The 21,237-nt window shown below is 42.1% G+C and carries 15 protein-coding genes; 2 read left to right on the top strand and 13 right to left on the bottom strand.

Annotated elements, in window-relative coordinates; all coding sequences use genetic code 11:
• Positions 1–76: 76 nt before the first annotated feature.
• The 7 genes from ACYQ3Q_RS15425 to ACYQ3Q_RS15395 all read right to left on the bottom strand — a co-directional run bounded on the left by ACYQ3Q_RS15425 (position 77) and on the right by ACYQ3Q_RS15395 (position 8,803).
• On the bottom strand, positions 77–1,231 hold the full coding sequence (locus ACYQ3Q_RS15425) for an ABC transporter substrate-binding protein (protein ID WP_459929597.1): 1,155 nt from the start codon (positions 1,229–1,231) through the stop codon (positions 77–79).
• 593 nt (positions 1,232–1,824) lie between these two features.
• Positions 1,825–2,829: an ABC transporter substrate-binding protein gene (locus tag ACYQ3Q_RS15420; protein ID WP_459929424.1), complete on the bottom strand. Its 1,005-nt coding sequence runs from the start codon at positions 2,827–2,829 to the stop codon at positions 1,825–1,827.
• 62 nt (positions 2,830–2,891) lie between these two features.
• The gene (locus ACYQ3Q_RS15415) at positions 2,892–3,731 is read right to left on the bottom strand and encodes an ABC transporter permease (protein ID WP_459929423.1); all 840 of its coding nucleotides are present in this window, start codon (positions 3,729–3,731) and stop codon (positions 2,892–2,894) included.
• Positions 3,724–4,458 (bottom strand): ABC transporter ATP-binding protein, encoded by a 735-nt coding sequence (locus ACYQ3Q_RS15410; RefSeq protein ID WP_459929596.1) that lies wholly within the window; start codon positions 4,456–4,458, stop codon positions 3,724–3,726. Before ACYQ3Q_RS15410 ends, ACYQ3Q_RS15415 begins: the two co-directional genes overlap by 8 nt.
• Positions 4,459–4,800: 342 nt before the next feature.
• Positions 4,801–5,976 (bottom strand): MalY/PatB family protein, encoded by a 1,176-nt coding sequence (locus tag ACYQ3Q_RS15405; protein ID WP_459929422.1) that lies wholly within the window; start codon positions 5,974–5,976, stop codon positions 4,801–4,803.
• Between the two features lie 80 nt (positions 5,977–6,056).
• The gene (locus ACYQ3Q_RS15400; protein ID WP_459929421.1) at positions 6,057–6,512 is read right to left on the bottom strand and encodes a (2Fe-2S)-binding protein; all 456 of its coding nucleotides are present in this window, start codon (positions 6,510–6,512) and stop codon (positions 6,057–6,059) included.
• Positions 6,513–6,544: 32 nt separating this feature from the next.
• Positions 6,545–8,803, bottom strand: coding sequence for a xanthine dehydrogenase family protein molybdopterin-binding subunit (locus ACYQ3Q_RS15395; protein WP_459929420.1), 2,259 nt, complete (start codon positions 8,801–8,803; stop codon positions 6,545–6,547).
• Positions 8,804–9,008: 205 nt separating this feature from the next.
• On the opposite strand from ACYQ3Q_RS15395, the gene ACYQ3Q_RS15390 reads away from it, so the two are divergent.
• Entirely contained in the window at positions 9,009–9,689 is a 681-nt protein-coding gene (locus ACYQ3Q_RS15390) for an AIM24 family protein (protein ID WP_459929419.1), read from the top strand.
• 309 nt (positions 9,690–9,998) lie between these two features.
• Here ACYQ3Q_RS15390 and ACYQ3Q_RS15385 read toward each other — a convergent pair whose 3' ends face one another.
• The 6 genes from ACYQ3Q_RS15385 to ACYQ3Q_RS15360 all read right to left on the bottom strand — a co-directional run bounded on the left by ACYQ3Q_RS15385 (position 9,999) and on the right by ACYQ3Q_RS15360 (position 19,658).
• Positions 9,999–12,251 (bottom strand): YcdB/YcdC domain-containing protein, encoded by a 2,253-nt coding sequence (locus ACYQ3Q_RS15385; protein WP_459929418.1) that lies wholly within the window; start codon positions 12,249–12,251, stop codon positions 9,999–10,001.
• Between the two features lie 289 nt (positions 12,252–12,540).
• The gene (gene dinB / locus ACYQ3Q_RS15380; protein WP_459929417.1) at positions 12,541–13,707 is read right to left on the bottom strand and encodes a DNA polymerase IV; all 1,167 of its coding nucleotides are present in this window, start codon (positions 13,705–13,707) and stop codon (positions 12,541–12,543) included.
• A 21-nt stretch (positions 13,708–13,728) separates the two neighbouring features.
• A complete protein-coding gene (locus ACYQ3Q_RS15375; RefSeq protein WP_459929416.1) occupies positions 13,729–14,049 on the bottom strand; it encodes a hypothetical protein in 321 nt (106 codons plus the stop codon).
• Between the two features lie 189 nt (positions 14,050–14,238).
• Entirely contained in the window at positions 14,239–18,063 is a 3,825-nt protein-coding gene (locus ACYQ3Q_RS15370; protein ID WP_459929415.1) for a phosphoribosylformylglycinamidine synthase, read from the bottom strand.
• A gap of 381 nt (positions 18,064–18,444) precedes the next feature.
• Positions 18,445–18,735 carry a hypothetical protein gene (locus ACYQ3Q_RS15365; RefSeq protein WP_459929414.1) on the bottom strand — a complete coding sequence of 97 codons (291 nt, stop codon included), beginning with the start codon at positions 18,733–18,735 and terminating at the stop codon, positions 18,445–18,447.
• A complete protein-coding gene (locus ACYQ3Q_RS15360) occupies positions 18,732–19,658 on the bottom strand; it encodes a DMT family transporter (protein ID WP_459929413.1) in 927 nt (308 codons plus the stop codon). The genes ACYQ3Q_RS15365 and ACYQ3Q_RS15360 overlap by 4 nt, the downstream gene beginning before the upstream one ends.
• 332 nt (positions 19,659–19,990) lie before the next feature.
• On the opposite strand from ACYQ3Q_RS15360, the gene ACYQ3Q_RS15355 reads away from it, so the two are divergent.
• On the top strand, positions 19,991–21,163 hold the full coding sequence (locus ACYQ3Q_RS15355) for a TraB/GumN family protein (protein ID WP_459929412.1): 1,173 nt from the start codon (positions 19,991–19,993) through the stop codon (positions 21,161–21,163).
• Positions 21,164–21,237 lie beyond the last annotated feature (74 nt).

Genomic DNA, 21,237 nt, shown 5'->3' with positions numbered 1-21,237 from the left:
ACACCTCTCTTCGAAATTGCTTAAACAGCTGGATGAAGAGGGAATTACCCCTCTTTCCAGCTGGTCTAAACCTTGATTATTTCTTATACATTTCGAATTTACCATTCTTAACAATTAGTTTCAGCGGTTGTTTTATGCAGTCCCCATTTTCATCAAAGGTGGTTGTCCCAGTAGCACCTTTGAAATCCTTCATAGTTGTTAACCAATCGTTGATTTTCTTGCGATCTTCGCCACCATTTTTTACAGCTGAAAACATAATATTAGCTGCATCATAGGCAAAAGCAGCCCAAATATCGGGCTCAGATCCCCATTTGGTCTTATAGGAATCAATGAAAGCCTTTGCTTCGGGATAAACTGCAGAACTATGAAAAGCACCAATACATAGCAATCCTTCAACATCTGTACCACCGAGTTTAATTAAAGCGTCAGAATAAAGACCGTTTGAGCCTATGACTGGATAATTAATGCCCAGACGCTTGCCTTGTTTTATAATCATAGCCGCTTCGTTATATTGACCTGCAATAAATAGGGCATCAGGGCTATTGTTTTTCATTTTAGTTAAGATTGCACTGAAGTCTTTTGTTTCGCCCAGATTATAAGGCTCTTGCATTACGACCTTGGCTCCAAGGGATGTCACTTTTTTATTGTAAACATCGGCGAGACCCTTACCATAGTCATCGTTCTCGTACAGAATGGCTATGTTCTTGTAGCCTTCATCTACTGTCCATTGGGCAACAAACTCACCGTCGTAGGCATCTGTTGTTATATCGCGAAAGGTATACGGTCCGGCTTTGGTCACAGCCGGTGAAGTTGAACCGTAGGAAAGCTGGGACAATCCGACCTTATTAAAGATAGGTGCCCCCGCAAGAGTTGTCGAACTTGTGTAGTTCGCAATTACTCCTAAAATAGATTTATCGGCGGCAAATTTATTAGCGATAGATGCCGATTCCTTCGGATCTGCCTTATCGTCTTCGATCACTAATTCAATCTGCTTACCATTAACTCCACCTGCTTTATTCATTTGTTCTGCTGCCAATTCGACCGCATTCTTAATAGTAGCTCCCGTCTCAGCGATTGCGCCGGTAAATGGTCCAGCTACACCAATTTTGATCTTTGCATCACTTGGCGCCTTTTGGCTGTTTGATGAAGCACCAGTCGTTCCGCAACCAGAAATCACTAGTGAAAGCACGAGAAAGGTTACTAATACTAACAGTGATGTGCTTTTTCTCATTTTAAACACTTGATAGCCTCCTCTTCGATAATAATCCACCCTACAATCTTAAATGATTAAATCTGTTGGGTCATATGAGCTCTAATACACGGCATTACTCCTATTTTATTCTGTAGTTACCTCCTCTCTAAAACGTTTCCTGGGATAAGAATGATAATCGAACTAGTGTTGCGAATCACACCAGTCCAAGGTAACCCGTTGGTACTAAATTGGTCTGGACAATTTAATTTCAATAGTTAGTAGTATTCAAGGCAATTGACTATATTCCTGCAAGATATTAAAAGATTCTAACAATTTTGTAATTAAATATTCTGACATTTTTCGACAGTAATTACCAATTTCTTAGTCTTACAACGTTTCTTCTGAAAACGGCGTATTAGTTCATCTGCAGTCTGCGGAGCACTATGCACTATGCACTATAAAACCTAACATCGTCGTCTATGGCAACAGGAACAAATGACTCATTCTATGCAAAAATTGGATTCCATTTAATCTGATCATAGCTCTCCTCCACTCTCGAAAGGCCCCTCGCGGCGAAGGAGGAGTTAATGAAACAAACGAGATCAAGCATTCAGCTTGATCTCGTTTGTTCATTATTTAAGGTTCTTAATAGCCATTTCCCCGAATTTTCCTGTGACCACTTTTTCGTAGGGGGCGATCTTATTCAATTCCCCTGCATCCTTAATGATTTGTTGTAAAAGATAGAAATCCTTTTCGATTAGAACAGGATCCGTTTTCCAGGAATTCTGTTCTTTATACCGTTTGACTGCGCTCACGAGTATCTGATCGTTTTCATCTGTGAATTGAGGTTTGATGGCTTTGGCAATTTCCTCTGGAGTATGACTTGCTACCCAACGTTGTCCCTTATAGATAGCATTGGTAAACTTTTGAATGAGCTCGGGATTTTTCTCTATTGTGCTCTTCTTAGCAAAATAAGCGGTATAGGGTACTTCACCACTTTCCTTACCTAAGGAAGCAACGATATAGGCTTTACCCTCTTTTTCCATGCTCGATGCCGTGGGCTCAAAGATAATGACATAGTCTCCTTGCCCTCCCATGAAGGCACCCGGCATCGCTGCAAATTGCATCGTGGTATCGATTGCAACATCTTTTCCAGTCGTTAGATTGTTCTTACTTAAGACATATTGAAGGACAATGGCTGGCATTCCACCCTTACGCCCTCCAATAATATTCTTCCCTTGGAGATCACTCCATTTAAAATTGGGATCGGGGTTTCTGCCCATGAGGAAGGTTCCATCTCCATTCGTAAGTTGAGCGAATACGACACTATTATCTTCTTTACCTTCATTATAGACGTAAACACTTGCTTCAGGTCCGGCGAAACCAATGTCAACCTGGCCAGATAAGACTGCGGTCATTACTTTATCTGCACCTTGACCATTAGAAAGCTCTATATCGAGTCCCTCAGTCTTAAAAAACCCTTGACTCATGGCCACATACTGTGGAGCATAGAAAATGGAGTGTGTGACCTCAGATAGTTTTACCTTGGTGAGTGCGGTCTGATTACTACAGCCTGATAGCACTAAGGACAGTACTAAGGCTAATACGATAAGTACTGGCACGGTTTTCTTCTTCATAATGACGGGCCCTCCTCTTACTCTATTTTTCTAAGTGCTGGTTATCTGTCAGTTCATTGGTTTTAGCCTTTGTTTTTTACAAGCAATCTTTCAAGATAAACCACCCCCTGATACATAATGGTCGCTGCTATACCTAGTATAATGACACTAGTCATAACCAGGTCCAATTTAAAAACTTGCCCACCATACACTATCAAGTAACCTAAACCTGCTCTTGAGACTAGAAACTCTCCTACAATGACTCCCACCCAAGACAATCCGACATTAATTTTCAGAGCATTGATAATGGTTGGATAGGAAGCAGGCAGTACTACTTTTGTAAGGACTTGAAATTTCGTTCCACCAAACGTCTGAACGAGCTTAATCTTTTCCTCATCGATGGCTAAAAATCCGCCTAAAACCTCCAAGATTGTGACAATCAGTGAAATTGCCAAGGTCATGACAATAATTGCAGCAGGACCTGCTCCAATCCAAACAATAAAGATCGGCCCGAGGGCTATTTTTGGCAAACTGTTCAGGACCACAAGATAGGGTTCTAATATTTTACATAAAAACTCTGACCACCATAAGATAATTGCCATAATCGTTCCCAAGAACGTTCCTAAGATAAAGCCGACGAATGCTTCTAGACAGGTTATTCCTATGTGCTGAAAAAGCACACCCTCTTCATATAATCTCAGAATCGTCTTTAATACCCTTGAGGGCTGGCTGGTAATAAACGGGTCAACTAGTTTGGCATTAGCAAAGACTTCCCAAAATATTAGCGCAAAAGCTAGAATAAGTAATTGTATGAGACGAACCCACAGTTTTTCCTTCCTGATCCGCTGCAAATACAACTTATGTTCTTGAGAAATGTCAGTATCTTGAGTCTTAGGAGATTCCCTTTCTTCTAAGTTAGACATGGACATCAAGCCCCTTCCATATCTCCTGGAAATAGTATCCAAATTCTGGTGCATCCCTTGAAGATAAAGGGGTCCTGTTGTTATTTTTAAACTTAATCTCATAAATGTTCTTTACCGTTCCCGGTCGTTTCGTTAAAAGAATAACCCGGTCAGCCATGCTGATACTCTCGCTAATATCATGGGTAACCAGCAGCGCCGTTTTATTTTCTTTTTTAATAATAGCGTAGATATCATCGTTGACCACTAGCCTCGTCTGAAAGTCTAAGGCCGAAAAAGCTTCATCTAGTAAAAGAATTTGAGGATCTGTTACAAGAGTTCGAATCAGTGCCGCTCTTTGCCTCATCCCTCCGGATAGCTGGTTTGGATATTTATCTTTAAATTCGTATAACCCATATGTTTTAAGGAGTTTAATAGCTCGCGCTTTCGCCTCGGGCGTGACTGAGTTTCTAATTTCAAGACCAAGCATGACGTTTTGATAGATCGTCCTCCAGTCAAAAAGATGGTCTTTTTGCAGCATGTAGCCGATTTTTTTGGAAGTTCCGCTGACCTTTTCCCCAGAAATCATGACAGATCCTGAGGTTGAGGACATCAAGCCCGAAATGATCGATAATAAGGTGGATTTACCACAGCCGCTAGGACCAACAATGCTTACAAACTCTCCTTCCCGAACAGAAAAATTAATATTCTCTAAGGCAATTATTTCCCCATTGGGGGATTGATACTTCATGCCAACTTCCTGCACCTCGACAATATAGCTCAATTGGCGTTCCCCCCTGTCGTCTCATTCTTTAATAATGTATTGGAGAATGCCTTCATCGGTGCGTAATTCGTAAATTTACCAGTATTTTTACAGCCAGCCCCTCACAAAAAAGCATTCAAAGCCTTAGCAAATGGATGCTTAGGCTTTGAATGCTTTTGTATGCTTTTTCTAAATTTATTTTTTCTTAAGACTTTTCTTTAAACTGAACATCCAAATTCTTAAAAAGAAGAAAGGGCTATTTATACTAAGGTATCGATATGAAAATGATTAGAAGGTTCTCAAATGAGGGGCGAAAGCCTAGGAGCTGACTTAAGCCAACTCCTGAACGGCGGTTTTAATTCGTCTTAACCCTTCTTCAAGAACCGCACGGGAACAGCCTAAATTAAGTCGAGCAAAGCCTTCTCCACCGGGGCCGAATAAATAACCCGCATTTAAACCAACGCCCGCCTTGTGTACCAAAAATTTATGCAAATCCTTGGGTTCTAGCCCTAAACTCCTAAAATCCAGCCAAACCAAATACGTCCCTTCTGGCTTTGTCAACCCTATCTGAGGTAGCTCTCGAGCAAGGAACGACATAAGGAATTCTACATTTCCCTCTAGATAGTGCATCAACTGATTGAGCCATTCCTCGCCCTGCTGATAGGCTACTTCTAAAGCTGTTATACCAAACACATTAGGATTATGAATCCCCGTCAGGTCCAGAGACGCGCGAAACGCTTGTCGATACTTGGGGTTCGGAATGATCAAATTCGAGGTTTGTAAACCAGCTAAATTAAAGGTTTTGCTTGGGGCAGTGCAAACAATTGATTGTTGCGCTAGATCAGAGGAAAGCGAGGCAAAAGGAATATGACGATAACCCTCAAAAATTAGATCGCCATGAATTTCGTCAGAGATAAGCAGTACATCATAAGCTAGACAGAGTTGACCTAAGCGGTCAAGTTCAGCCCGATCCCATACACGTCCAACAGGATTATGGGGGCTACAAAGAATCATCATTTTGACTCCGCTGGCAAATTTCTCTTCCAAGTCCGTAAAGTCCATGGTATACTGACCGTTTTCCAACCTAAGTTGATTATTAACCACTTCACGACCATGATTTTTGATGGCTTGAAAAAAAGGTGGATAGACAGGGGATTGAAGGAGGATTTTATCTCCAGGCTTGGTCAAACTCCGTACCAATTCGTTTAAAGCGGGAACAATTCCAGGGCTGAAGGTTATCCACTCTCTTTCGATCAACCAATTATGCCTGTTCTTCATCCAGCCGATAAGAGCCTCGTAATATCCGTCCATACTATTTGAATAACCATATATTCCATGCTGGGCACGGTTTACTAGGGCTTCTACGACTGCTTGAGGCGCTTGAAAGTCCATATCGGCAACCCATAATGGCAAAATGTCCTCACGTCCAAATATACGTTGGTTAAAATCCCATTTAACACAACTCGTCTTGTACCGATCGATAATCTGATCAAAATCACAGTTCATAGTAATTATGCTCCTTGCAACCTTATTAGTTAAGAATAGAAAGCCACGACCTAACTGATGTATCGGTCTAACGATGAATATTAGCCGTCGGCTGCTTCTTTGATTGCTGTGACTATCTTGTTATACCCAGTACAGCGGCATAAATTACCGGCAATAGAAATTTTAATTTCTTCATCAGTAGGATTGGGATTTGTCATCAATAGTGCCTTGGCGGACATTAACATTCCTGGTGTACAATAGCCGCATTGAACCGCACCCTTCTGAATGAAGGATTCTTGAAGTTTGTCCAATTGTCCATCCTTTTCTAAGGCTTCAATGGTCAGGATTTCTTGACCCCTAATTTGAAGTGCAAGAACTAGGCAGGAGTTTACGGCTTTGCCATTCATGATCACAGTACAAGAACCGCACTCACCTTCGCCGCACCCTTCTTTTGTCCCTGTCAGACCCAGTTCTTCTCTCAATAAATCGACCAATCTTAGGGTCGAACTAACTTCCATTTTATACTCTTTTCCGTTGAGTTTAAACTCAATTTGCATAGCATTTCCACCCTTAAATTTAAGTATTGAAGCTACTTTTTCAGAGACGTCAATATTTTTTCTGGAGTAAGAGGCAATTCTGACAATGAGGCCCCTAAGGCGTTGTTCACTGCATTTACTACAGCCGCAGCTACTGGAACAAAGGCTATTTCCCCAATACTCTTGGCGCCAAAAGGACCATCATCCCCACCCTGCTCGATCAAAAGCGTATTGACTGTAGGCATATCCGGAGCATTAAGCACATGGTAGTTCTTGAAGCTGCCGTTCAGGATACTACCATCACGGCCAATCTTAATTTCTTCATATAAAGCGTATCCTATACCCATTTGGACACCACCCTGGATCTGACCTTCAACCATCCCGGGATTTATGGCCTTTCCAACATCATGTGCTGCCAGATAATCGACAACCCTTACCCTTCCTGTCTCAGTGTCTACCTCAACCTCGGCAAAATGCACGGCATAGGCACCTGGATTGGATGTCCCATGATAGGTGTGTGTAACAACGATGTCGATATTATCCTTAATTTTAGCGGTCGTCGCAATTTCACGATAACTCATCGACTGCGACTCGTTGCCAATTATTTTAACCCTTCCCTGTTCTACTTCTAAGTATTGCTTAGGCTTCTGTAAGTTATGAGCTGCACATTCCAACAGTATCTCTTTCAACTTTTTAGCCACTTCATAGGCACAGGCACCGCAAATATAAGTTACTCTACTGCCATAAGAGCCGAAATCATAGGGACCGCATTCAGTGTCTGCTTCCAGGACGGTTATCTGATCTAGCTCAATATCTAAGACTTCTGCGGCAATCTGCTTGATCGAAGTAATTGTTCCACAACCTAGCTCATGAAGACCAGTATTAAGAATAAAACTACCGTCCTCATTCATTTTAAGGGTCATGGTACTATGTTCAGGAAAGCCTCCGTACATACCATTTTTATGAGCAGCACAGGCTAATCCTACCCCCTTGCGAATTCTTGCTTGATCAGGTTCCCTATAGTAACGTTCACTCCAACCAAAGGCGGCAGCACCTTTCACTAGGCATTCAATCACGCGAGCATTGCCTAGTGAAATCTGGGATGCTTTATCAAGGTCGTAGGGATGGACGAGATTCTGGAGTCTGAATTCGACAAGATCCATTTTTAACCTTTTGGCTACCGCATCCATATGAATTTCAAGGGCGGTGATTATTTCTGGTGCACCCCACCCTCGAGCTCCACCGGCAACAGGGGTATTCGTGTAGACTGCCCTGCCAGAATGTTCGTAGTAAGGAATTCGATATAACTTACAGATCTTTTTGGACATTACATAGGTATTATCGATTGAACTGGTGGCATAGGCTCCAGCATCCACAACGGTATTGACCCTACAATCCGCCAGAATCCCTTCCTTTGTAACCCTAGTTCTTATCCTAGAAGTCGTGGCAGGTCTGGTCATCGTAGAGATAATGGTTTCTTCCCTTGTAAAGGTCAACTTAACAGGCCGCCTGACTTGCTTAGCTAAAAAAGCCGTAAGCGGTTCTAAGATGGTTTCTTGTCTGCCGCCAAAAGAGCCTCCCATGGGTACTTTAATGACTCTGACTTTGTTATAACTTAATTCTAACAAATCCGCGACAATGGTTCTCACGCCAAAAGCCCCTTGACAGGCGGCCCAAAGAGTCAGCTTTCCTGTGCTATCAAAATCTGCCAGACAGACATGCGTTTCCATTGCTGCATGATGCACTTTTTGAGTACTGATCGAAGTTTTAACCTCGAGGTAGTCATCTGGAAGTGGAACCTCCTCCCCGAGTTTAAACTTATATTCATGGAGCAAATTCCCGTTCGGATGGATTTTCGTTTTTTGCTCCTGAAGCGCTTTCTCAGGGGTATTTAGTACAGACAGTGCCTCATACTCCACTTGAATAAGGGCTATAGCCTGCTTGGCAGTTTCCTTACTGGTAGCCACGACGGCAGCAACTCGATCTCCCACAAATCTTACCTTATCCGTTAATAGCCGTTCATCCTCTAAGCAAAAATCTTGGTTAGGTATAATTCGATAGCGACTATACTTTTTGCTGGGAGTATTCAAATGCGTGAATACCCGGATAACCCCGGGGAGAGCTTCTGCTTTACTTGTATCAATGCTTGTAATTAGCCCATGGGCAATCGGACTTAAGAGTAGTTTTGCGTATAACATATTCGGCAGCGACATATCACTTAAATATTTCAAATCTCCACTTACTTTTTGCTGTGCATCATGGATTGGAAAACTCTTCCCCACATATTTGAAATCCTTGGTCAATACACTCACTCCTCAGCATTCGTACACTTGTTATCTCAACTAATTTAAATCTTCTGCAGCAATGGAACTTCGTTTCTTTGGTAATAGACAAGCACTTCTTTCGGCTTATCTCATACTCTGGGATGTTGAAATTCTTGTCCCTTTGATATATATTTTAAACTATCATCCGAGTGTGGAGCGGGAAAATCACGCTAGGAAAAGGAGGCTGTAAGGATTGTTTAAATTTAATGTAGAAGAAGAATTAAGCTGTAAAGTTGAAGGTACGGGTAAGTTTATTGCAAAAAAAGGGGCAATGGTTGCCTTTAAAGGAAACTTTAAGTTTGATAAGATGTTGCTGGGTCCAGACAATGGCGGAGGAGTTATGGGTTCTCTCTTAGGCATGGCAAAAAGAAAACTAACCGGGGAAAATATTCAACTGATGACCGTCGAAGGTTCAGGTATCATCTATTTAGCGCAAAATGCTTATCATGTTTCAGTTTTTGAACTTGAGCCTGGCGATTGCTTATCCGTTGAGAGTGAAAATCTTCTCGCTTTTCCCCTAGACCTTAAATACGATGTCCGCTTCATAGGGAGTGGAGTGTTGTCTCAAAAAGGCTTAGCAACAACCCTTCTCAGCAACACCTCAAATCAACCCCAACAAGTTGCCGTAGTAACAGATGGTAACCCACTCATGCTTGAAGCCCCCTGTGTGGTTGATCCTGATGCGATCGTGGCTTGGACAAGCGGGCCTAACGGGGGTGGAGATCCGAGTGTGGCCATGAATAATTTCAGCTGGAAGACTGCTATTGGACAAACATCCGGAGAATCTTATCAGTTCCAGTTTAGTCAATCTAACCAAATGGTTCTGGTTCAACCCTCGGAAAGATTATCCGGATTAAAGGTTAAGGTCGATTAGCATTATTAAGAGACATTGCTCTCTTGATTTTTAATCTAGTCAAGCCTGCTTTAAATTATAGCATTAATATACCTTCAACGTGTACTGAATCCCAATGAATTAATCAACGTTTCCATAAACCCAAGTAATATTGGACCAAGGTATCCAGAGGGAAATTTGATCATTTGTTCTATTGAGGTTTTACATCGGTAAATAACCTTACCATAATAAGGGTAGGTAATTCATGCATTTTGAATTACCTACCCTTATATTGTACTACGCAAGTTTTCTGCTCTATAGTTCGAAAACCTATTTACTATTTACTATTTACTATTTTCGCCACCCCAGAGCCCTAAAGAGAGCGGTTGCGGCCTCAGCTCGACTTACTGTTTCCGACGGAGCCAGCACTTGACCCTCCACTTTGAGTATTCCAGTGCTACTAGCTAAGGCAAAAAATCCCATATCATCAGGGTTAATTTGAGCGGCATCTAGGAACTTAACCTGATAAATATCCTTCAGCTCAGCAAACTTATCTAGTTGAATATAGCGTAACAGGACTTTAACTAAAATTTCTCGAGAAACTGGATCCCCAGGTTGCATTTCCTCTTTCAACCAACCTTGTTCTTTGGCCTTTTTAAGAATCTCAGTCTCCGTCAAGCCCGTATTTCCCCACTGACCAAATCGGTTGAGATACATTGCCCGCAATAGCGACCCCAAATTCATCTTCTCCAGGGGCTTAAAACTGTTTCCATAGTCGCCAAATAACCCGGCTTGCCCGAGGGCCGCAATCTCTGATGCACCGTTAACTTCCTCAAGATCCGTGAAATTATAAGGTTTTGGCCCTTTTTCCAGGGGCAGGCCCTGGTAATCAAGCAGTTCTCCGCTTTTTGCATCCACAATGTTGGAAATCGAAATACTGCGGTCTTGACTAACTGGGAGATAAACCAAGCGTAGATCTCCTGGCATTCCATTGGAATAGATTCGAACATAGTTCAGAGTTAGAGGACGTGCCTTCAGAAATGACTCTACAGCCCGATCTTTACTGAGAACTCCAGAAACACTTGGCAATTCATGTTCTGACCAGTTAAGTTCATAACTGGTAACCTTACCAGCGACAGGATCTACATTGACAATCATGCCATTATCCGGGAAATCTACCCCGTTGACAACTCTATGGTACGAGTAAGCTTGTATATTCCAAGGCTCCGGACTTATTTTATCCATTTGGTTACTGTTTTCAGTGTTAAACACGACTTGGCTAAACCGTTCAGGTTGTACTTTTTTTAGAAACTCTTCAGCCAGATTCTGTGCTGCTAGGCGGTCAAGCTTTGCCTCATTCTTCCCGCTCGGTTGATTAGAGATATCAAAACCATACAACTCACCGGTTGTGGCACTGACCCTAGCACTTAAATATTGAGGTGTGCCATCCCCTTTGTCCGACCCAGTGCTGTTCCAGTTAAAGCTCCAAATACGCTTGTCTGCACTACGCCAGTCAGTACCAAGATTTGCGCTACGTAGGGTTAGGTTAGCAGGTATCTCAATCCAGCGCTGTACTGCAGCTATGGCCTCATCCCGTTTAAGCAGCTTAGCATTGCTTTCCACTTCTAGTTGTTCCTGAGGGGTTAACACTGGAGCTCCATCTGAGATTGAGCCTGCCCTACCCTCTTTGACGTTCCCCATTCCTCCAGTTCCGAAGGAATCAGTCATAAGCCAATCTCCCTGATTGAGCTGAAGGGGTTCGCCTGTAAAGGCATCGATCGCCCCTCCATTTTGCCCTCTCAATTGGTAGACAAGCTTAGCAACCTGCTTTTGTCCTGCAACCAACGGTCTATAAGTCGAAGGAACCCAGTATTCCAGTTTAAAAAAAGGTGCCTTAATGAAAGCTTGCTTTGCCTGGGTGGGGTTGATCACGCCCTTACCTTCAGGTGCCTTCACTTCATTCCAGTTAAGAGTATAGGAAATGATGTGTCCATCAGTACTGGATACCTGCACATTGGCCCCATTGCTGAGAAAGGGCACCCCATCAATAAGTCGCTGGTATTGTAAATTATAATTGACAGGACTGTAATCTAAGGGCATAATCTCTGAATCACTAGGAATAAGTCTTAATTCCTCGCTAAGTGTGCCCAATAAACGCTTCAGTAAATTATCACCAATTTCTCTGGCTGCCAATTTAGTAATTGGAGGAATTGACGGGCTATTGCCCATTTGAGCGTCATTTTTCCAATAGTTCATACTCATAATAGTTCCGTTTATGGCACTAACTTCTGCAGCGAACTCTCCTGGTCGTTCCGTCGTTCCATTCCAACGCAGAGCCCATACTTGGCGATCATCGTAAGTGTTGTATGTAGAGTTAAAGTCTGTATACTCAATAGGCACATCGAAGTTGGATTTAACAATCAGAATAGCCTCTTCGAGGGTGACTTCAGGTACAGCCAAGCTCTCCATAGGTTTTGATAGCCTACTTTCTATAGGTTGTGGTAACGCACTTACTCCAGCTATTGCGACGGGAGCAGAAATCATGGGAGCTAGTAAAAAAGCAACAACGATCACGGCAAAGCTAGAATGCCACTTCTTCTTCATAATATTATCTACCTTCCTCTCTTCTATCCTTTTTCATTACGAAAGCTGCACCTCTTAATATCTTACTATATCACGCTCCCAACCTAGTTAATTTTTTGCTGGTCTCTTGGCTCATGGATTGTTAATTCACTTTCCATTCTATTCTATTTCCTACTTAGCTATAGACGTATAATAACTGTGTTAACTGACAAGAAAATTATTGACAAAGTTCTACATATTTCGCACTTTGTTCAAAAATAGGCAATCTGCATTACTTAAGCAGATTGCCTATACATGTTTTACACAGTAGTCACAGGAGTCGAGCCCTAGTAATAATCTTCTCGCCGTATTTCTCTTTCACTAAATCAAGGACTTTAGTGAGATTTTCGCGTTCCTGTTGAGGTTCTTCAAACAAAGACAATTGGTTGTCAATCTGATCAGTCAGGTTATGTAGGGTCACCCCAATTAACCTGAGGGGCTGTTTAAGCGATACCTCTCTTAAAAGGCTGCAGGCTTCTTGATAAATCACGTCTTCAAGATCCGTGGCCCGCGGTAAGGTACGAGAACGAGTTAAAGTACGAAAATCGTCGTACCTGACTTTCAAGGTGATGGTTTTACCTCTGAGGGTCTCTTTACGCAAGCTCCGACCAACATCAACTGCTAAGTCTAGCAAAGTCGTCTCCAACACCTCAAGATCGGCTATATCAGTAGCAAACGTAGTCTCTCGACCGATGGATTTAACCACCCTGTCGCTTTCCACGAGTCGATGGTCAATCCCTTGGGCCAAGTGATAAAGCTGACTTCCCAAAGTTCCAAACAGCTTGGTTAAGTACCCCAATTCCAAGCGACGCAAGTCCCTGACTGTTTTGACATTATAAGAGTGTAATTGTTCCGCCGTCTTTTCTCCGACACCCCAGATCCGTTCCACTGGCAGTGGGTCAAGAAACTCTTGAATCCTATCTGGTTGAACAACCACGAAACCATCAGGTTTTTTCAAGTCTGAGGCCAGCTTAGCCAAGAACTTATTGCAGGCCAAGCCAACTGAAGCTGTCAAGCTTAGTTCCTGCTGGATACGCTGTTTAATCGTTAAGGCAATTGTATCTGCAGGACCAAATAAGCTGGTAGAACCTGTAACGTCCAAAAAGGCTTCATCCAGAGATAGGGGTTCCACCATAGGAGTATACGTCAAGAATATTTGCCGAATTTGTAAGGATACTGCTCGGTATTTTTCTCCGTTTACTGGTAAAAAAACGGCTAGCGGACAGCGTCGGGCAGCCTCTGCCAGAGGCATTGCCGAGTATATTCCAAATTTGCGCGCTTCATAAGATGCAGCAGAAACCACACCCCGACTGTTAAGTCTGCCTCCCACCACAACAGGTTTACCCAGTAAGCAAGGATCATCGCGCTGCTCGACAGAGGCGTAGAACGCATCCATATCTACATGTACTATTTTGCGGCAGTTCGCCCAAACGTCCATTTTTCCCTCAACTCTAGGTGTTTATGATTCTTCCGATTCTTTCATCGGGCAAGAATTTGTTAAATCTATATCGGCAGTTATTTGCTTCCATTCAGCTTCTTTGATGTTGACGTTTTCGAGGATAAGAATAAGGTCTGCTCTGCCAAAATAAGCAGGTGCTCCCTGGGGATCTAAGGTCATGAGAACAATTGGCAGTCCTTTAAAGACAGGTAGCAATCCTTTGATAACCATAGAGGCATTAAACGAATTTTGGAATACCGTGGGCTGGACGGAAACAACGGCAATACTTTTTCCTTGTTCTGTTACAATAGCGCTTTCAAAATTAGTGTTCAAGAAATTCATCTCCTATTTCTAGTCGTTAACTCGTTTTCATTGAAGCTAAAACCCCTCAACCGCAGTAGATCATGAACCCCCACTTTGAGTAGCGGGAGTCTTTAATAGGGATAAAAACCCTCTTGGATTTAGAATTCGACAAGCACTCCCAAAACCCTGCAAAGGAAAGACTTGCTAAAGATGCGAGTATTAAGGTATTTATCCTCTGAAGTAATTAACTCCCCCCGCAAAAATAGGTTGATACTTATCCCCGGGGACATTTTTAGCTATATCCCGACCAGTCCTTTCCGAATGGGCCATTTTACCTAAAATACGTCCGTCAGGGCTGGTAATTCCTTCAATGGCTTCGTAAGCACCATTGGGCGTATAAATAACATCATTGCTCGGTTGACCGTCGAGATCCACATATTGAGTAGCAATCTGCCCCTTAGCAATTAACGATTGAATCACAGCTTGATTGGCTACGAATCGTCCTTCTCCGTGTGAGATGGGTACGGTATGAATGTCTCCCAGTTTCACCCCGCTAAACCAAGGGGATAAGACGGAAACGACTTTGGTTTCCACCATACAGGAAACGTGACGTCCGATTTTGTTATAGGTGAGGGTGGGAGAATCCTCCGTTAAATCAATAATTTCACCATTGGGAACGAGACCAAGTTTAATTAACGCTTGAAATCCATTACAAATTCCGAGCATCAACCCATCCCTTTGCTGCATAAGTTCCGCCACCGCTTCGTTAATCCTAGGGTTCCGGAACATGGTGGCGATGAATTTACCCGAACCGTCCGGTTCATCCCCGGCACTGAAGCCTCCTGGAAGCATGACGATTTGAGCCTGTTTTATCCTTTTAACCATCTCTTCAATAGATTGTTCCACATCTGTAGCCGTCAGGTTTCTAATCACCAAAGTTTCAACCAGCCCGCCGGCTTTCTCAAAGGCTTTCGCCGAATCGTATTCACAATTAGTGCCTGGAAAAACGGGAATAAAGATTCTTGGTTTAGCCACTTTAGTGGACGGTGCCTGATTATTCCTCAAGTTGTACCTCACTTTTTGTGGTTCAACAACCTTTTCCGTTTCAGTCGGAAAGACTTTTTCCAGGGGCTTTTTCCAAGCCTGTAAAGCCTCATCCAGCTCCACATCGACGCCATTAACTGAAATAACCTGTTTATCCTGGGTAACTCCCAGCAGCTGGTATTCCATATCGCCGAAGACCTCTGCTAAATCGATGGTTTCAGCAATTTCCAAGACTATTGAACCATAATCAACGGAAAATAGACTATGAATGTCCATCGGACTATTAAAGGTCATCCCGATTCGATTGCCAAAGGACATTTTGCTCAAAGCTGCTGCCAGTCCTCCCATCCTTACGGTATAGGATGATAGGACGCAACCGGAATGGATTAACTCATTAATTTTAGTATAGTTTTTGCTTAGCTGTTCAAAATTTGGAACTTCATGGTCATCCCGAAGGGCTTTGACTAAGACAACCTGACTGCCGGACTTTTTAAACTCCTGGGAAACAACCTTATCCGCCTCGATCAGATTGACTGCAAAGGCAACCAAGGTCGGAGGGACGTGCAGATCCATGAAGGTTCCAGACATGCTGTCTTTCCCACCGATGGCTGGAATGCCCAGTTTTTTCTGAGCATAAAAAGCCCCTAACAAAGCACTAAAAGGTTTCCCCCATTTTTCCGGGTCAGTTCCTAATCGTTCGAAATACTCCTGTAGGGTAAGTCTAACCTGGCGATAATCCCCACCTAGGGCTACTGTCTTAGTTACTGCATCAACAACGGCATATAAGGCACCATGAAAGGGACTCCAGGTGGCCAATTGCGGATTATAGCCATAGGTCATCATGGTCGCCGTATTCGTTTCTCCAGATAGAACCGGAAGCTTTGCCACCATACCTTCTGCCGGAGTGACCTGATATTTACCACCTAGGGGCATCAGAACGGAAGACATTCCGATGGTACTGTCAAACCTCTCCACTAACCCCTTTTGGCTACAGACGTTTAAGTCAGCTAGATTAGCCAGCCATGCCTCTTTTAATAATAGGCTTTCCTTCGTTTTATTTGCTAGATTTTCCGCAGCTATTTTTTGTTCCACTGCATCTGGCAGCTTACTAAAGTAGTTTCGACCAGTCTCGGGCAGAGTGACCTCAACCTTCATCGTCTGCTGAACTCCATTGGTATTGAGAAACTCTCGGCTGAGATCAACAATGGTCTGCCCTCGCCAAGACATTGTTAGTCTAGGATTGGCACTAACTCGAGCCACTAAAGTTGCTTCCAAGTTTTCCGCATCAGCATATTTAGCAAACGTCTCGAAATCATGAGCACGTATCACAACAGCCATACGCTCCTGGGATTCAGAAATTGCGAGTTCTGTCCCATCAAGACCTTCGTATTTTTTAGGAACTGCATCTAGGTTAATTTCTAAGCCATCCGTTAATTCTCCGATAGCAACGGATACCCCGCCTGCCCCAAAATCGTTGCAGCGTTTGATCAGTGTACTTACGTTTGGATTACGAAAAAGTCTTTGAATCTTCCGTTCGGTGGGTGGATTTCCTTTTTGTACTTCCGCACCACAGGTTAGAAGAGACTCTGTGGTGTGCTCTTTTGAAGATCCGGTTGCACCGCCACACCCGTCCCTACCCGTTCTCCCGCCGACCAGTACCACAATATCCCCTGGTTCAGGGACTTCGCGTACAACGTTTTTGCGAGGAGCTGCCGCGATCACTGCCCCAATTTCCATGCGTTTGGCTACAAAGCCTTGATCATAGACTTCCGTTACTTGCCCTGTAGCCAGGCCAATTTGATTACCATAGGAACTGTAACCAAAGGCCGCACCCCTCGTGATTTTTCTCTGAGGTAATTTTCCAGGTAGAGTATCCTCTAGCTTGGCCCTTGGATCACCACTCCCTGTAACACGCATGGCTTGGTAGACATAGGTACGACCTGACAAGGGATCTCGAATGGCACCCCCTAAACAGGTGGCCGCCCCACCGAAGGGTTCGATTTCCGTAGGATGGTTATGGGTCTCATTTTTAAACATCACTAGCCACTCTTCAGTTTGGCCGTTGATTTGTACATTCACAACAATACTACAGGCATTAATCTCATCGGATTCATCGAGGTCTGGTAATTGACCTCTCTTCTTTAACTCTTTCATCGCCAAAACGCCAATGTCCATAAGACTGACATCTCTATTTGAAGTGTTTTCTCCATAGACATAGCCCCGTGAAGTGAGATATTCCTGATAAGCCGTGTTCAGTGGCTCAGCAAAATCCCCCTCTGGAAAAGAAACTTCTTCAATCTTGGTATTAAACGTCGTATGCCGACAGTGATCCGACCAATAAGTGTCAATCACTCGAATCTCAGTGATCGTTGGATTTCGTTTTTCGGTATCTCGAAAATAGCCCTGACAAAATGCTAAATCCTCATAGCTCATCGCTAAACCGGCTTTTTGAAAGAACGATCTTAATTCAGTAGGGGTCTTCTCTAAAAAGCCAGCAATAATTTCAACATCTGCTGGAATCACAGGTTCAAAGTCTAAACTTTCAGGTTTTTCTAGAACGGCTTCCCGTGATTCAACAGGGTTAATGCAATAATCCTTAATTTTCTGGAAATCTTGTTCGGATAATTGACCCTTTAAAACGATCAGCTTTGCCAAAGCAATTATAGGCCGCTCTTTCTGAGTTAGGATCTGGACACACTGGGCAGCAGAATCTGCCCTCTGATCATACTGACCGGGCAGATATTCTATTGCAAAAACTCGGTCTTGAGAGGCAACTTCGAAATTTTCGTCATACACCAAATCTAGGGGAGGCTCGGCAAATATAATCGGGCGGGACTTGGCATACTCCTCATCCGTAATTCCTGAAATATCATAGCGGTTAATCACTCTTAAGCCTTGCAACCCTATGATTCCTAAATTTTCTATTAGGTCGCTGTAGATACCCTGGGCTTCAATATCATACCCCTGCTTTTTTTCCACGTAAATTCGTTTTACAGCTTGTGATCCCATATCGTCCTCCATAAGTTTCTTATTCCCATGCTTTATCTGCTTTAATGTAGGTACCAATAACCCTTCGCGTCCTTAAAATATGTATAAGGCCATAGCACTTGTCTATGGCCTTGTCGCGCATTTTAGTAGTTACTAAGAATTCTTTTATTATGCATAATATCATGATTTTGATCGAAATTAAAGAGTAGTGATAAAAGAATGCTGATTTATAGAGTGCCAAATTTGACAGCACTTTACTCTTCGCCATATAGCATAACCGCTGAACCTATGCTAAGCAAGAAGCTAAAATTGGCGGGAAGGCATCAATCACTCTCTGATCATACTCCCCCATTAAGCAAATCTGAAGCCAATTTCGCTTGAGCAGATAGGTGCTTCGATAGCTTAGGTTATAACATTGGGGGCAGCAAATTCATCTGCTGCTATAACTTTGATAAGTATATTGAGCTTCTCTGAAAGTTCAATATTGGTGAAACTACCATATTTTTCACTAATTTTCACAATTGCTTTTCTGACATCAGAATATTTCTGTATTTTGGTTCTTCTAGTAACCTCTTCTCGCGTAACACCAGCTTCTTTACATACAACATCGATAAGTGTATCATTTAACGTACATTTGCCCAAAAGAGAATATCTCAAGCCTGACCCCATTTGCCACTCTCTGCCTGTTATCACATTGAATCATATTTTAGATTTACTGGGTTTATTTTCCTGTCACCTAGATTGATCACGACTATTGCTACAATAACAAGTATCGCTCCAAGAATTTGATTGATAAACAAATTCTCTCCTAAAATGATTATGCTTAATATAACGCCCTCTATCGGTTCAAATGTGTTGATGATAGATGCTTTGGAAGCACCAATCATTTTGACGCCTGCCGATAACGCAATAATTGCAACAACAGTGGCAACCAATGCAATAAATACGATTCCCAGCCAAGCATTTGGAGTGATCTTAAAGCTATTTAAGTTTATTTCCCCTTTAATTAAGCCGTATGTAATAAATGTGAATGTGCTGAAGGTGTTTGTATATGCTGCAATGACGATTGAATTTACCTTTTTAATTTTCTTAAGCCCAAGCGCCAGAACATATGCACTATTGCAAACTGCAGCTAAAACGGATAATAAAATACCAATCATTTTAATATTTGAGTTTAAATCCGTAAGTACTAATAAAATACCTCCGAAAGCCACAAAAAGAGCAACCATTTGTTTTACTGACATTTTTTCTTTTAGGTAAATATATGAGAAGATATTGACCATGAACGGGTATGTATAAAAAATCATCACATGCAGTGATACCGGTAAATAATTGATGGCATCGAAATAAAAACTGGTTGTGAGGAAATAAAACAAGCCACCAATTAGAAACATGATTAACAATTGCTCTTTTTCGAGTCTATAGTCAATTTCCTTTCTTTTTACAATGATATATCCCCATATAAAAATAGATGCAATGAAAAACCGAACGGCTAACATAAAAATAGGTGGGATATCATAGGAGTAGAGAATTTTTGCAACCGGTGCCACTGCCCCAAAGCCAGCCGCTGCAATTAAGGTGAATAACGTGCCTTTAATCAGTTTTGTATCTTTCAATTTTTCTGTCTCCTCTTCTCAAGCATGAAAAGTAATAACGCTGTTCCAGTAATTATTTCATATTCAATATTAACACAATTCTACTCGTGGAATTAAGCAATTTACTCAAAATAAATTATTTATAAAAAGAAAGGAAAAGAAAATAAGCTAGGGGAAAACTCAACTCACCTAACTTTATAATATCCACATGCCTTTAGGCTAACGGCAATACGAAGATGATTTTATTCAAGATTTTGTGCACACGGGTAAGTTAGAGTACAATATAACTAATGGGGAGAAAAAATGAGTAAAAGGTTAGAAATAAATCAAGAAAGATAAAAAGGAAGGTATTTATGCTTGAGGAAAACGAAAACATTACAAGAATAAATTTAGATGGTAAGGAATTTATACTTATCGGAACTGCGCATGTCTCAAAACACAGCGCGGAACTAGTAAAGGAAGTTATTGAATCCGAAAGGCCTGACTCTGTATGTATAGAATTGGATGAACAACGATATAAGACAATTATTGAAGGCAATAAGTGGAAAGAGACAGATATTTTTAAAATTATCAAAGAAAAAAAAGCCACGTTGCTATTGTTAAATCTTGTAATATCCTCCTTTCAAAAACGTCTAGCAAAGCAATTTGGTATTAATGCTGGCCAAGAAATGATTCAGGGGGCTGAATCAGCAAAAGAGATTGGTGCTAACCTAGTCCTAGCTGATAGAAATATCCAGATAACCTTTTCTCGTATTTGGCATGGTGTAGGGTTATGGGGAAAAGCAAAGCTTCTGACGGGGATTTTCTTTAGTATTTTCGATGACGAAGACATCTCTGAAGAGGACCTGGAAAAAATGAAATCTCAAGATATGCTTAATTCTATACTTAATGAGTTCACCATAAACTTTCCTAAATTGAAGATTCCTCTGATTGATGAGCGAGATCAGTATTTATCCCAGAAAATCAAAGAGGCTCCAGGGAATAAGGTTGTTGCAGTCTTAGGGGCTGCACACGTTCCTGGAATAAAAGAAGAACTAAAAAAAGAACATGATTTAGCACGGTTATCTCAGCTTCCTGCTAAGTCCAAGGTTCTCAGTATCATTGGTTGGACAATTCCACTTCTTATACTTGCGGTAATTGCCTATACCTTTATTGCAAACCCTACTGCTGGAATCCAGCAAACCATAAGTTGGGTGCTATGGACTGGATCATTTGCAGCACTGGGAACTGCGCTTGCTTTTGGACATCCGCTTACTATTCTTACTGCCTTTGTGGTCGCTCCAATAACCACCTTACATCCCCTAATTGCAGCTGGATGGTTCGCGGGAATTGTACAAGCCTATATCCGTCGACCCAGTGTAAGAGACTTTGAAAATCTTTCTGAAGACGTTTTTAGCCTAAAAGGTTTTTGGAATAATAAGGTGACTCGGATTCTAATTATAGTAACGTTAGCTAATTTAGGGGGCTCAATAGGAACTATAATTGGCGGAGCCGATGTAGTCCGTTTATTCTTAGAAAATTTTTAGAGTCAAATAATGTCCGCCTCGACTTCGAACAGCTATCCATATTGTTCATGACAATAATCATAATTATTCGGTCC

It is taken from the genome of Desulfosporosinus burensis (assembly GCF_054657535.1).
This window is presented reverse-complemented; position numbering and strand designations above follow the sequence as displayed.

Excerpts from the sequence above, each read along its gene's own strand:
- ACYQ3Q_RS15425 (WP_459929597.1), bottom strand. The coding sequence starts at position 1,231 with ATGAGAAAAAGCACATCACTGTTAGTATTAGTAACCTTTCTCGTGCTT.
- ACYQ3Q_RS15420 (WP_459929424.1), bottom strand. The coding sequence starts at position 2,829 with ATGAAGAAGAAAACCGTGCCAGTACTTATCGTATTAGCCTTAGTACTG.
- ACYQ3Q_RS15415 (WP_459929423.1), bottom strand. The coding sequence starts at position 3,731 with ATGTCTAACTTAGAAGAAAGGGAATCTCCTAAGACTCAAGATACTGAC.
- ACYQ3Q_RS15410 (WP_459929596.1), bottom strand. The coding sequence starts at position 4,458 with ATGAAGTATCAATCCCCCAATGGGGAAATAATTGCCTTAGAGAATATT.
- ACYQ3Q_RS15405 (WP_459929422.1), bottom strand. The coding sequence starts at position 5,976 with ATGAACTGTGATTTTGATCAGATTATCGATCGGTACAAGACGAGTTGT.
- ACYQ3Q_RS15400 (WP_459929421.1), bottom strand. The coding sequence starts at position 6,512 with ATGCAAATTGAGTTTAAACTCAACGGAAAAGAGTATAAAATGGAAGTT.
- ACYQ3Q_RS15385 (WP_459929418.1), bottom strand. The coding sequence starts at position 12,251 with ATGAAGAAGAAGTGGCATTCTAGCTTTGCCGTGATCGTTGTTGCTTTT.
- dinB (WP_459929417.1), bottom strand. The coding sequence starts at position 13,707 with ATGGACGTTTGGGCGAACTGCCGCAAAATAGTACATGTAGATATGGAT.
- ACYQ3Q_RS15375 (WP_459929416.1), bottom strand. The coding sequence starts at position 14,049 with ATGAATTTCTTGAACACTAATTTTGAAAGCGCTATTGTAACAGAACAA.
- ACYQ3Q_RS15370 (WP_459929415.1), bottom strand. The coding sequence starts at position 18,063 with ATGGGATCACAAGCTGTAAAACGAATTTACGTGGAAAAAAAGCAGGGG.
- ACYQ3Q_RS15355 (WP_459929412.1), top strand. The coding sequence starts at position 19,991 with ATGCTTGAGGAAAACGAAAACATTACAAGAATAAATTTAGATGGTAAG.